Below are 12,666 nucleotides of genomic sequence, written 5' to 3' on the forward strand. Positions count from 1 at the left end.
CGCCCGGGGCGGCCGCTGCCGGCTTCGGCTTCGGCTTCGGCTTCGGCACGGAGCCCGCCACGAGCGCGCATCACAAAAGCGCCGGCTCCTCCGTCCCGATTCCAGCCCTCCGCTCCGATTCCGGCCTCTCCGGCGTTTGAGGAACGGGGTCCGGGGCGGAGCCCCGGTTTCGGGAAGGGCGGGTAGGGGACAGCCCCGCGCAGCGGCCCACCCACCCACACCAGGCCCCCCGGACCCGAAGCCCCCACCCAGCCCCCACCCCGCGGCAAAACAAACCGGGGCCGAGCACCCCCAAAAAAGGTGCCCGACCCCGGCCGGCTCTCAACTATGCCGTTGCCGACGCCAAGAACGCCGACGCCGGCAACGCCACCGCTACTTCTTGCGGCGCCGCCCGCCTCCACCGTTCTTCTGCGCCTTGCGCCGCTCCGCCCGGGTCAACCCGTCCGACTCCGACGCACCGCCACCGTCGCTGCTGGAGAAGTCGCCCTCGACGACCCCGCCCTCCCCGTCCACCGTGGGAGCGGAGAAGTGCAGCCGGTCCGGACGCTGCGGAGCATCGAGCCCCTTGGCCCGGATCTCCGGACGCGCCGCCGGCACGAAGTCCTCCTTGGCGAGCGAGGTCCGCTCGGCCTCGTCCTGCACCGGAACCTCCTCGACCTGCTGCTCGACCTGAACCTCCAGGTTGAACAGGTAGCCGACGGACTCCTCCTTGATGCCCTCCATCATGGCGTTGAACATGTCGAAACCCTCCCGCTGGTACTCGACCAGCGGGTCCTTCTGCGCCATGGCACGAAGGCCGATGCCCTCCTGGAGGTAGTCCATCTCGTAGAGGTGCTCACGCCACTTGCGGTCCAGGACGGACAGCACCACGCGCCGCTCCAGCTCACGCATGATGTCCGAGCCGAGCTGCTTCTCACGCTCGTCGTACTGCTCGTGGATGTCGTCCTTGATGGACTCACCGATGAACTCGGCGGTGATCCCCGCGCGATCGCCGGCCGCCTCCTCCAACTCCTCGACGGTGACTTTCACCGGGTAGAGCTGCTTGAACGCACCCCACAGCCGGTCCAGATCCCACTCCTCGGCGAAGCCTTCGGCGGTCTCCTGACGGATGTAGTCGTCGATCGTGTCGTCCATGAAGTGGCGGATCTGGTCCTGCAGATCCTCGCCCTCCAAGACCCTGCGGCGCTCGCCGTAGATGACCTCGCGCTGCCGGTTGAGCACCTCGTCGTACTTCAGGACGTTCTTACGCGTCTCGAAGTTCTGCTGCTCGACCTGCGACTGGGCCGACGCGATCGCCCGCGTCACCATCTTGTTCTCGATCGGCACATCGTCCGGCACGTTGGCCATCGACATGACGCGCTCGACCATCTGCGCCTTGAACAGACGCATCAGATCGTCGCCGAGCGACAGATAGAAGCGGGACTCGCCCGGGTCGCCCTGACGGCCGGAACGGCCGCGCAGCTGGTTGTCGATACGCCGCGACTCGTGCCGCTCGGTACCCAGGACGTAGAGTCCGCCGAGCTCCTTGACCTCTTCGAACTCCGCCTTCACGGCCTGCTCGGCCTTCTCCAGCGCGGCGGGCAGCGCCGCCGCCCACTCCTCGACGTGCTCGACGGGGTCGAGGCCACGCTGACGCAGCTCCGCCTCGGCGAGATCGTCGGGGTTGCCGCCGAGCTTGATGTCGGTGCCTCGTCCGGCCATGTTCGTCGCGACCGTGACCGCGCCCTTGCGGCCCGCCTGGGCGACGATCGTCGCCTCACGGTCGTGCTGCTTGGCGTTGAGGACCTCGTGCTGCACACCGCGCTTGGAGAGCTGCTGCGAGAGGTACTCGGACTTCTCGACCGAGGTGGTGCCGACCAGGATCGGCTGGCCCTTCTCGTGCTTCTCGGCGATGTCGTCGACGACCGCGGCGAACTTCGCGACCTCGGTGCGGTAGATCAGGTCCGACTGGTCGGCGCGGACCATCGGCCGGTTGGTCGGGATCGGCACCACACCGAGCTTGTAGATCTGGTGGAACTCGGCGGCCTCGGTCATCGCCGTACCGGTCATACCGGAAAGCTTGCCGTACAGGCGGAAGAAGTTCTGCAGGGTGATCGTGGCGAGCGTCTGGTTCTCGTCCTTGATGTCCACCCCTTCCTTCGCCTCGATCGCCTGGTGCATGCCCTCGTTGTAGCGGCGGCCGGCGAGGATACGGCCGGTGTGCTCGTCGACGATCATGACTTCGCCGTCGATGACGACGTAGTCCTTGTCCTTCTTGAAGAGTTCCTTGGCCTTGATGGCGTTGTTGAGGTACCCGACGAGGGGCGTGTTCACCGACTCGTAGAGGTTCTCGATGCCGAGCCAGTCCTCCACCTTCGAGACACCGGGCTCGTGGATGGCGACGGTCCGCTTCTTCTCGTCGACCTCGTAGTCGCCGGTCTCCTCGATGCCCTTGAGCGGGTTGCCCGCCTCGCCCTTGGTCAGGCGCGTGACCAGCTTGGCGAAGTCGCCGTACCACTTGGTGGCCTGGTCGGCCGGGCCGGAGATGATCAGCGGCGTACGGGCCTCGTCGACGAGGATCGAGTCGACCTCGTCGACCACGGCGAAGTTGTGGCCACGCTGGACGAGCTCGTCCGCGGACCACGCCATGTTGTCGCGGAGGTAGTCGAACCCGAACTCGTTGTTCGTGCCGTACGTGATGTCGCAGGCGTACTGCTCACGGCGCTGGGCCGGCGTCATGTCGGCGATGATGCAGCCGACGGTCAGGCCGAGGAACTTGTGGACCCGGCCCATCATCTCGGAGTCGCGCTCGGCCAGATAGTCATTGACCGTGATCAGGTGCACACCCTTGCCGGAGAGCGCGTTGAGGTACGCCGGCAGGGTACCGACCAGGGTCTTGCCCTCGCCGGTCTTCATCTCGGCCACGTAACCGAGGTGCAGGGCTGCGCCGCCCATCATCTGAACGTCGTAGTGGCGCTGTCCGAGGACTCGCTTGGCGGCCTCACGGACGGTCGCGAATGATTCGGGAAGCAGGTCGTCCAGGCTCTCGCCGTCCGCGTACCGTTCCTTGTACTCGTCGGTGAGCGCCCGCAGCTCGGCGTCGGAGAGGTTGACGAAGTCCTCTTCGATGGAGCTGACCTGGTCCGCGATGCGGTGCAGTTTGCGCAGGATCTTGCCTTCGCCTGCACGCATGAGCTTGTTGAAGACGGACACTGAGGCTGGTCTCCTTGCCGGTCGGGCCTGGCACTGGGTCGTGTTAAGGACTCTGGCGCGGGCACGGCAGGTGGGCCCCACCGCAACGGCCATCGTAAGCGAGGACCCCGCCGCGCCGGGAGGGCTGCCGCCGCGTTGGCCCCGCTGTCCCTTCCCAGTCAACGGCCGGGGAGCGCCGAAGGTGCCGGGGACGCCCCGAAAAGTGTTCGCTTCACGGCCTGCGCGTCACCAGAATCCGTACATGGAACCGACCACCCTCACCACCGGGCGCCTGCTGCTGCGCCTCTTCGCCGACAGCGACACGGACGAGGTCCACGCCGCCTGTCAGGACCCGGACATCCAGCGCTGGACGGTCGTGCCCTCCCCGTACAGCCGCGCCGACGCGGAATTCTTCACGGGAAAGCTGTCCCCCGATCGGTGGGCCGACGACTCCATGTACAACTTCGCGGTGGTTCTGCGCGAGAGCGGGGCCCTGGCGGGCGCCGTCGGCATCAGCCGCCGCAATCTGCCGGGCACGTACGAGGTCGGCTTCTGGACCGCCGCCGAGCACCGGGGCCGGGGTTACATGACAGAGGCGGTGCTTTCCGCCGCCCACTGGACCTTCTCGTCGCTCGGCGGTGACCGGCTGGAGTGGCGGGCAGAGGTCGGCAACATCCCTTCGCGTGCCGTGGCGCTGCGGGCCGGATTCCGGATGGAGGGCGAGCAGCGCTCGGCGCTGCTCAACAAGGGGGTACGGCGCGATGCCTGGATCGGCGCTCTGCTCCCGTCCGATCTCGGCCTGCCGGGCACCGACACCTATCTGCCCGCAGCGAACGGCCTCCCCGCAGCCACCTGACTCGCCTCCGCCCTCCGCCCGCCGCGCGCCGCCCGCCGCTGAACCCCCCGGACCACCCGGACCGTGGACTCCCGACCGGATGTCAGTGCCGCCCTCTAAGGTGCGGGGCATGACGTCCGTGCCGCCGCCTCCCGCCGCCGAACTCTCCGCCGATCAGGCGCGCAGGATAGCCCTGCGCGCCCAGGGCTTCCTGGGCGCTCCGGACCGCCGGGCCGGCGTTCCGGGTGTGCTGCGGCATCTCGGTGCCGTGCAGCTCGACACGATCTCGGTGCTCGCGCGTTCGCACGAACTGATTCCGTACGCACGCCTGGGCGCGGTCGGCCGGCGCACGGTCGAGGAGGCGTACTGGCCGGGTGGCCGCACCTTCGAGTACTGGTCGCACGCGGCCTGCATCCTGCCGGTCGAGGAGTGGCCGCACTTCGCGTTCCGCCGCCGCGCCTACCGCTCGCGCCCCCACTGGCACCACGACCTGCCCGACGGCGCCTACGAGACGGTGATCAAGCAGCTGCGCACCGAGGGCCCGCTGACGGCGACGGAGCTGGGTGGCGCGAAGAACGGCGGGGAGTGGTGGGACTGGTCGGCGTCGAAGGTCGCCGTCGAGCGGGCCCTGATGTACGGCGAGGTGGTCTGCACCGAGCGGCGCAGCTGGAAGCGGGTGTACGACCTCGCCGAGCGGGCCCTGCCCGATGCCGTGCTGCACGACGATCTGGACGACGCGGAGTGCCTGCGCCGGCTGGTCGCGCTGGCGGGCCAGTCCCTGGGCGTCGGCACCCGCGCGGACATCGCGGACTACCACCGGCTCAAGGGTGAGCAGTTCGACGCGGTCGTGGCGGACTCCGGTCTGGTTCCGGTGACGGTGCAGGGCTGGTCGAAGCCGGCCTGGGCGGACCCGGCGGCGCTGGCCTCGGAGCCGCGCGGGCGGCACCGTACGACCCTGTTGTCGCCGTTCGACTCGCTGGTCTGGGAGCGGGCACGCACCGAGCGGATCTTCGGTTTCGCCCACCGCTTGGAGGCCTACGTCCCCAAGCCCAAGCGCATACACGGATACTTCGCGATGCCGCTGCTGGCGGGCGGAAGGCTGCAGGGCCGTGTCGACCCGGCGCGCGAGGGCAGCACGCTGGTCGCCCGGCAGGTGTCCCTGGAGAGCAGGAAGGCCGTGGCGCCGATGGCCGAGGCCCTGGTGGAGGCCGCGTCCTGGGTCGGCTGTACGGATGTCCGGCTGGAGCGGGTCGACGCACCGGAACTGCGTGAGCCGCTCGCTCAGGAAATCGCCCGCGCTCTGATGTGAGCGCGCGTTCCCGTCCGACCGGTCACCTGATCTCCAGGATCTTCTCGCGCATGGCATAGACCACGGCTTCCATCCTGGAGTGCAGCTGCAACTTCTCCAGAATGTTGCGGACGTGGTTCTTCACGGTGTTCTCGGAAATGAACAGCTCTTTCGCGATATCGCGATTGTTCATGCCCGTTGCGACGAGTTTCAGGACTTCGAGCTCCCGATCGGTGAGCCGCGGCGCGGGCACCAGCCTGCGTTCGTCGGTCCGCTGGATCATCGATTTGAACTCGGTGAGCAGTTTGGACGCCATGGAGGGGCTGATCTGGGACTGCCCGTCGGCGACCGCGCGGATCGCTGTGGCCACCTCGTCCGTGGAGATCTCCTTGAGGAGATAGCCGGTGGCGCCCGCCTTGATCGCGTCGTAGAGGTCGGCCTCCTCGTCGCTGATCGTCAGCATGATGATCTTCGCGCTGGGAGCCACCTCCTTGATGGCGGTGCAGGCCTCGATGCCGCCGCGCTTGGGCATCCGGACATCCATCAGCACAATGTCGGGCAGTAGATCGGCCGCCTTGTCGACCGCCTCCGCCCCGTCACCCGCCTCGCCGATGACCTGGATGTCCTCCTCCTGGGCGAGGACGATTTCCAGACCTCTGCGGAAGAGCGCATGGTCGTCCACCACGAGGACCCGGATCGGCTCCTTGCCGGAACCACTCTCCGCGTCCGCACCGGCGGTGTCGTCGGCATCATTCGCATCGCGCACGGGCCCGAAGGTGTCCGCCATCGTTCCTCCCCCTGAAGGCCATGGCCTGAAGTTCACAACTGTCCGCCAACGGCAGTTCGGAGAACACCGGTTGGCTTGGGACGACATGATTTCATGCCTGGACGTCGGAGCGGTGATCCTGTGCCCGCACACGGGTGCCCCTGGGGGCGCACAGGCGCTCCAGGGGCACCACGAAAGGGTGGCATCAGCCGCCGAGCGCACCGCCCGCGCCGCCCGCCTCATCGGCGGCCAGCGGGTCGGTCCTCAGGTGGATGACACCGTAGTCATAGGCATGCCGTCGGTAGACGACACTGGGTTCCTTCGTTTCGGAGTCGACGAACAGATAGAAGTCGTGCCCGACCAGCTCCATCTCGTAGAGCGCCTGATCGAGCGACATCGGTGCAGCGATGTGCGTCTTCTCGCGCATCACGAGCGGGCCCTCGCCCCGCACCTCCAGCGAGCCGAACCTGGTGGTGGGCACGGACTCGGACGTCTCGTTGCCGACCAGTTCGCCCTCGCCGTTGAACGACGCCGCACCCGGCACCGTCTCGGCGACTTCGGCAGCGGGAATCCGGCCGTTCCCACGGCGGCTGTAGCGCTTGTCGTGCTGCTTGCGCAGCCGCGCCTCCAGCTTGCCGGTGGCCAGGTCCAGCGCTGCGTACGGGTCGCCGGCGGCCGCTTCCGCCCGGATGACCGGCCCGCGCGAGCGGAGCGTGATCTCCACCCGGTCGGAGCGGTCGGCCTGACGGGGGTTCGGCTCCTTGGACACCTCGACGTCGAGGCTGATCACCTTGCCGTCGAACTTCTGGATCTTGTCCAGCTTCAGCTTCTCGGCCACGTGCTTGCGGAACCGCTCAGGCACCTCGGTCTTGCGGCCCTTGACGACGATGTCCACGCAGAACTCCGTTCCCGGATCGCTCCGCTCAGCGGCGGAGCATCTCCCTTTTGCACCAGGCTCCGGTCGTAGCCGGAGCCGCGGACTCGGTGGCTTTCACCTCCTCCTCCCCCATCGGCAGGGTTTCCACCCCACCGAATTCTCTGCTTCTGGCTACCGGTGAGTCACCTGCCCGAAACCTGGTGGTGCATTCATCGAGGTCCGGCATTCACCATTCCTCACAACCGAACATAGCCTGCCTGGCCGGATGTCGGCACCCGCTACTCGCACGTACCTCCGTTCAGGTCTTTTTACCCGCTCACTACCTGCAACGATGCAGGTTCACCGACAGTTCCGGTTTATTTCGAAGGCGGACGGAGATACTGCGACAACGGCTGCCTGTCCGCTGCCGTGGACGACACCGTCACGCCCGCACGCAGCCCCGATCGCCCGAGCCGCCTCAGCCAGCGACGAGCCAGTCGTCAGAAGGTCGTCCACCAGCACCACCCGTCCGGCCGCAAGCAGCCGTTCACCTCCGGCCACCACCTCCAGCGCGCCCGCAAGATTCGCCTGCCTCTGCCGGGCTCCGAGCTCCGCCTGATCGGCCACCGGGCGCCGCTGCCGAAGCACCCCGGCCACTTCGGCTCCGATACCGCCGCGTCGCAGCTCACCGGCTGCGGCCAAGGCGATCCGCCGCATCGGGTCATGCCCCCGCGCCGCCACGGCCCGCCGCGCCGACGGCACGGGCACCAGCAGTTGCGGGCCGACGAAGCCCGCCTGTACCGTCCCGGCCCGTACTGCCCCCGCCAGCGCCTTCCCGAGCGCCCCGGCCAGCCCCAGTGCGCCGCGCTCCTTATGGGCCAGGAGCACCGCACGTACCGCGTTCTCGTACGCGGCGGCCGCGTACACCACCGGCAGGCCCACCGGCTCCGGCACGGGCCTCACCCTGCGCGGCACCGCGCCGTACAGCTCCGCACGGCATTCCTCGCACAACTCGATGCGCGGCCTCCCGCAGCCACCGCAGGACACCGGCAGGACCAGTCCGGAGATCTCCCGCCACCATCCCCGCATGACTCCACTGTGCACTCCCCGAAGGGCCCCGGCCACCCCTGTGGACAACCAGGGCGGCCTCGCGAAGTCTCGGCCCGTCAGAGACTGCGTCAGCCCGGGTAGACCAGCGACCGGCCTTGCTTGACCACCGTCTGCCAGTTGTCCCCCGGCGACAGTTTCACGATCCCGTCGCTCGACGTGGCCGCCATCAGCGGCAGCTGCTCGTCGTCCGCCGCCGCGATCGACGACACCTGGTTCACCCCGGGCAGAACGCCCGACGCCGGAGTCGAACCGTCCGCCTGCACATAGCGCACCTGCTGCACGCCGCCCTGCTCCTTGCCGACCACCACGAGACGGCTCCTGCCCGACCACGACATCGCGGTCACATCCGTCAGTTGCGGTGCGGCCTGCCGCAGCTCCACCACCGAGACCTGCTGTTCGCTCTCCGGCCCGCTCCGCTCGATCCGGCCGATCTTCAGTGTGGTGTGGCCGTCCTTGGTCACCAGGAGCGCGATCCGTACCCCGTCCGCGGACATCCGCAGCGCCTCGATCCGATCGTCGTCCAAGCTCGGCACAGTGACCTCCTGCGGCTTGCCGGCACCACCGGCCAGCCGCATCAGTCTGCGGTTACCGGGATCCCGGTCGGCCACCCAGAGGTCGCCCCGGCCGTCCCAGCTCGGCACCGACAGACGGTCGTTCGAGGCATGGGCCTTGCTGGTCACCGAGGCCGCCGGAAGCTCGCCGTCCGAGACGATGGACGAGACGTAGAGGGCCTTCCTGTCACGTGAGACCGCCGCCGCCGACTGCTCGTCCCTGGCCACACCGACCGCCCCCATCCGCACCGGTCCGTTGCCGAGCGGACCGGGCACCACCTCCGGGGTGCCACCGCCCTTCGTGCTGCCGGGAATTCGCTGCACATGCCCCTTGTCATCGACGAAGTACTGGCTGTCCGGCCCGCTCGACGAACCGTCAGGGGCGAACTCCTCCGCCTGGTCCGCGCCGAGGACACACAGGGAGGAGCCGTCGGAGCGCTGGAGCTGGACCTGCTCGACCCGAGCGGACGTCAGGTCCCGCAGCGTATAGAGGACCTGCGCCGCCATCATGCGGCAGGACCGCTGTCCGACACCGTCCGCCTTCTTGTTGAGCGGCACCTTCAGTACGTTGCGGTCGTCGGGGGACAGCGAGGTGACGTTCTTCAGCGACGTACCCGGGGGGAAGCGAGAGGCGACCACCGGCCGCAGCCAACTGGTCGGCCCCGCCAGGAGACTGCGGACCGCCTGCGTCACGGTGTCCATCCCGGTGACGGGGTCCGTCCGGCTACGGAGATAGACGGGGTCGGCGACCAGCGTCGACTGCGCAGCCGTCCGCCCTGCGGCGAAGTAGTACGTGTCGACGGAGCGGTAGAGCCGCTTGAAGTCCGACTGCCCGAGAAGAAGTCCGTCCGGCACCAGGTCGATGCGCCACTCCTTGCCCTCCGGCCCGCTCTCCTTCACCAGGCGCAGGGTCTCGTTGTAGTCCGTGGGCGCGAGCGGCTGATAGGCGTTCTGGGCGTCGACCGTTGCCACTTTCTCGCCGGTCAGGGTGTAGGTGATATCCGTGGTGGCGCGATCGCTGTCGCGGAACGGACGGTCGTTATGGTTCGGCGCCTTGGTGAGCACCGTCGTGAAGGCGCTCGGCTTCCACGTACTGGCTGCCTTCCTCGTCAGGTACTTACGAGTTGTCCTGAAGTCCGAGTCATCACTGGTCATGGACTCCAGGAAGCCGTCGACCACCTCGTTGGGGGTGGCATTGTCACGCGGCGCCACGGCGTACACCTGCACCTGGGAATCGCCGGGCTGCGAGGCGTCGACAGCCTTGACATCCCCGGTGACGGGCATCGAGCCACACGCCGACAGGAGCACGACACCACTTCCGAGCAGCGCGAACAGCCCCAGCACTCGACCACGGCCGTCCCTGAGACGGTCAGTGCCCACGATTCGATTCCCCCCGCTCCGGTTCCTTCACTGCAGAGTCGAATTCGCCACCCGGCCGGTCCTCGGCCGGGCGCGCGACCACCCGTGCTCCGCTCCCCGGCAGCGCCGCCGGATGCGCCGAGGCCGATGCCGTACGGGGGGCCACGGGGGCGCGCGCGGGTACGGGCAGCGCGGCCCGGTCGTTGCCGCCGGACTGGTTCGGCACCGCCGTCAGCCGGTGCCCACTCCCGGTCGTGGGAGCGGCCGCGGCGCGCTCCCTGTTCTCACGGTTGCGCCGGGAGTCCTCGGGCTCCAGCGGTATGGGCGATCCGCGCAGCGGTTCGTCCGCCGTGCGCGGCAGAGTCAGCCGGAACTGCGAACCGCCACCGGGCTCGCCCCATGCCTGCAGCCAGCCGCCGTGCAGCCGGGCGTCCTCCACGGCGATGGACAGTCCGAGCCCGGTGCCGCCGGTCGTCCGCGCGCGGGCCGGGTCAGCCCGCCAGAAGCGGTTGAACACCCGGGTCGCCTCGCCGGGCTTGAGCCCCACACCGTAGTCCCGGACGGCCACGGCGACCGCACCTCCGGCCACCCCCATCCGCACCACCACATCCCGGCCCTCGCCGTGCTCGACGGCATTGACCACCAGATTGCGCAGGACCCGCTCGACCCGCCGAGCGTCGGCCTCCGCGATCACCGGCTGCTCGTCGCCGACCACCCGGATCCGGGTGCCCTTGCGCTCGGCCAGCGGCTCCGCCCCGCCGATCACCCGTCGGACGACCTGTCGCAGATCTATCGGCTCCGCCTCCAGCGCCGCGGCGCCCGCGTCGAACCGGCTGATCTCCAGCAGATCGGAGAGCAGCGACTCGAACCGGTCGAGCTGATCCCCGAGCAGCTCCGCGGAGCGTGCCGTCACGGGATCGAAGTCGCTGCGGGCCTCATGAATGACATCGGCGGCCATCCGTACGGTCGTCAGGGGTGTCCGCAGCTCGTGGGAGACATCGGAGACGAAGCGCCGCTGCATCCGGGACAGCTCCTCCAACTGCTGGATCTTGAGCTGCAGGTTCTGCGCCATCTTGTTGAAGGCCTCACCGAGCCGGGCGATGTCGTCCTCGCCGGTGACCTTCATCCGTTCCTGGAGCCGGCCCGCGGAGAGCCGCTCAACGATGCCCGCTGCCATCCGTACGGGCGTGACGACCTGTCGCACCACGAACCAGGCAATGGCTCCGAGCAGCACGACCACGAACATTCCCGCGGTCGCCAGCGTGCCCTTGACCAGCGTCAATGACTTCTCCTCCTGTGTCAGCGGGAAGAGGTAGTAGAGCTGGTACGGATTGCGGTCGATGTCGTAGAGCCGCTTGCCCACGACAAGTCCGGGCTGCGACTCCTGGCCATTCGCATACTGGATCAGGGAGTACGTCTGGAACGCCCCCGGGCCGTTGTTCACGGAGTCCCGCAGGCTCTGCGGGATGCTCGCCGCCTCCACACTGCCCGAGCCGCGCGGCGCACGGGTGCCCTCGTCGGCGCTCAGCGCCACCACGTTGAAGGCGTTCTTGCCGCCGCTGGCGAGCTGGTCGACGAGCTCGGTCCGCCAGGAGTTGTTGGCCGTGCTGCCGTCCACCGCGTCGCTGCCCTGCCCACCGGGGGTGAGCGGAGCGTTCGCCTTCTCCTGGGCCGCCGCGAAACCGCCGGCGGCCTGGGTCTGGGCAGCTTTGCCCTTGGCATCGAGCAGGCCGTTGCGCACCTGTCCGATCACGACCAGGCCGAGGAGCAGCACCACACCGAGCGACATGAGCAGCGTGCCCGCGACGACGCGGAGCTGGAGGTTCCGTCGCCAGAGCCGCACGGCGGGCAGCAGCGGGCGCCGCACCCAGCGCATCAGCAGTCGCGGCACAGGACCGCCGAGCGCCCGGTCGCGGAACAACCGGCCGCCCTTCAGGAGGCGCACGACCTGTGACGCCCTGTGTCCTGGAGCAGCAGCCTGCTCCGCACGGGCTCCCGGCTCCCCGGGCTGCGGAGCAGCGCTGCTCGGGGGCATCTCAGCTCGGTCCGGCCTTGTAACCGACCCCGCGGACGGTCACTACGATCTCGGGCCGCTCCGGGTCCTTCTCGACCTTGGAACGCAGTCGCTGAACGTGCACGTTCACCAGCCGGGTGTCGGCGGCGTGACGGTACCCCCACACCTGCTCCAGCAGCACCTCACGGGTGAAGACCTGCCACGGCTTGCGGGCGAGCGCGACCAGCAGGTCGAACTCCAGCGGGGTGAGGGCGATCGACTGCCCTTCCCGCTTCACCGAGTGACCGGCCACGTCAATGACCAGGTCCCCGATGGCCAGCTGCTCAGGCGCCGGTTCCTCGGACCTCCGCAGACGTGCCCTGATCCGGGCAACCAACTCCTTAGGTTTGAACGGCTTGACGATGTAGTCGTCGGCCCCGGACTCCAGGCCCACCACCACGTCAACCGTGTCGCTCTTGGCAGTGAGCATGACGATCGGCACACCCGACTCGGCCCTGATCAACCTGCAGACCTCGATGCCGTCCCTTCCGGGCAGCATCAGATCCAGCAGGACCAGGTCCGGCTTGGCCTCACGAAATGCAGCAAGTGCCTTGTCGCCGTCCGCTACGAACGACGGCTCGAACCCTTCACCACGCAGCACAATCCCGAGCATCTCGGCCAGTGCGGTGTCGTCGTCGACGACAAGGACGCGTCCCTTCATAATCGACATCATCCCA

9 protein-coding genes are annotated in these 12,666 nt (G+C 68.7%); 2 read left to right on the forward strand and 7 right to left on the reverse strand.

The features are described from left to right. Positions 1–372: 372 nt before the first annotated feature. The gene (secA, locus tag OG936_RS12650; RefSeq protein WP_406494643.1) at positions 373–3,192 is read right to left on the reverse strand and encodes a preprotein translocase subunit SecA; all 2,820 of its coding nucleotides are present in this window, start codon (positions 3,190–3,192) and stop codon (positions 373–375) included. A gap of 241 nt (positions 3,193–3,433) precedes the next feature. Here secA and OG936_RS12655 point away from each other — a divergent pair, with 241 nt between their 5' ends. Together OG936_RS12655 and OG936_RS12660 are read left to right on the forward strand one after the other, a co-directional pair. Further along, positions 3,434–4,027, forward strand: coding sequence for a GNAT family N-acetyltransferase (locus OG936_RS12655; RefSeq protein WP_406494645.1), 594 nt, complete (start codon positions 3,434–3,436; stop codon positions 4,025–4,027). 109 nt (positions 4,028–4,136) lie between these two features. Further along, positions 4,137–5,315, forward strand: coding sequence for a winged helix-turn-helix domain-containing protein (locus OG936_RS12660; RefSeq protein WP_383759910.1), 1,179 nt, complete (start codon positions 4,137–4,139; stop codon positions 5,313–5,315). A 22-nt stretch (positions 5,316–5,337) separates the two neighbouring features. Here the strand turns inward: OG936_RS12660 and OG936_RS12665 are convergent, their stop codons facing one another. The 6 genes from OG936_RS12665 to mtrA all read right to left on the reverse strand — a co-directional run bounded on the left by OG936_RS12665 (position 5,338) and on the right by mtrA (position 12,662). After that, positions 5,338–6,081, reverse strand: coding sequence for a response regulator (locus tag OG936_RS12665; RefSeq protein ID WP_383759908.1), 744 nt, complete (start codon positions 6,079–6,081; stop codon positions 5,338–5,340). Between the two features lie 184 nt (positions 6,082–6,265). Continuing rightward, positions 6,266–6,955, reverse strand: a complete 690-nt coding sequence (hpf, locus tag OG936_RS12670) for a ribosome hibernation-promoting factor, HPF/YfiA family (protein WP_266746530.1) — start codon at positions 6,953–6,955, stop codon at positions 6,266–6,268. Between the two features lie 321 nt (positions 6,956–7,276). Beyond that, positions 7,277–8,005, reverse strand: a complete 729-nt coding sequence (locus OG936_RS12675; RefSeq protein ID WP_383759904.1) for a ComF family protein — start codon at positions 8,003–8,005, stop codon at positions 7,277–7,279. 89 nt (positions 8,006–8,094) lie between these two features. After that, positions 8,095–9,957, reverse strand: coding sequence for an LpqB family beta-propeller domain-containing protein (locus tag OG936_RS12680; RefSeq protein ID WP_406494646.1), 1,863 nt, complete (start codon positions 9,955–9,957; stop codon positions 8,095–8,097). Beyond that, positions 9,947–11,971, reverse strand: coding sequence for an MtrAB system histidine kinase MtrB (gene mtrB / locus OG936_RS12685; protein ID WP_406494648.1), 2,025 nt, complete (start codon positions 11,969–11,971; stop codon positions 9,947–9,949). Before mtrB ends, OG936_RS12680 begins: the two co-directional genes overlap by 11 nt. A 1-nt stretch (position 11,972) precedes the next feature. Continuing rightward, complete coding sequence (gene mtrA / locus OG936_RS12690) at positions 11,973–12,662, reverse strand: two-component system response regulator MtrA (RefSeq protein ID WP_187438793.1); 690 nt, start codon at positions 12,660–12,662, stop codon at positions 11,973–11,975. Between the last annotated feature and the right edge of the window lie 4 nt (positions 12,663–12,666).

The organism is Streptomyces sp. NBC_00846, from assembly GCF_045207325.1.
In the GTDB taxonomy this organism is placed as follows: Bacteria; Actinomycetota; Actinomycetes; order Streptomycetales; family Streptomycetaceae; genus Streptomyces.

Bases quoted from the DNA above. Each gene is read 5' to 3' on its own strand.
- OG936_RS12655 (WP_406494645.1), top strand. From the start codon at position 3,434: ATGGAACCGACCACCCTCACCACCGGGCGCCTGCTGCTGCGCCTCTTC.
- OG936_RS12660 (WP_383759910.1), top strand. From the start codon at position 4,137: ATGACGTCCGTGCCGCCGCCTCCCGCCGCCGAACTCTCCGCCGATCAG.
- OG936_RS12665 (WP_383759908.1), bottom strand. From the start codon at position 6,081: ATGGCGGACACCTTCGGGCCCGTGCGCGATGCGAATGATGCCGACGAC.
- OG936_RS12675 (WP_383759904.1), bottom strand. From the start codon at position 8,005: ATGCGGGGATGGTGGCGGGAGATCTCCGGACTGGTCCTGCCGGTGTCC.
- mtrB (WP_406494648.1), bottom strand. From the start codon at position 11,971: ATGCCCCCGAGCAGCGCTGCTCCGCAGCCCGGGGAGCCGGGAGCCCGT.
- mtrA (WP_187438793.1), bottom strand. From the start codon at position 12,662: ATGATGTCGATTATGAAGGGACGCGTCCTTGTCGTCGACGACGACACC.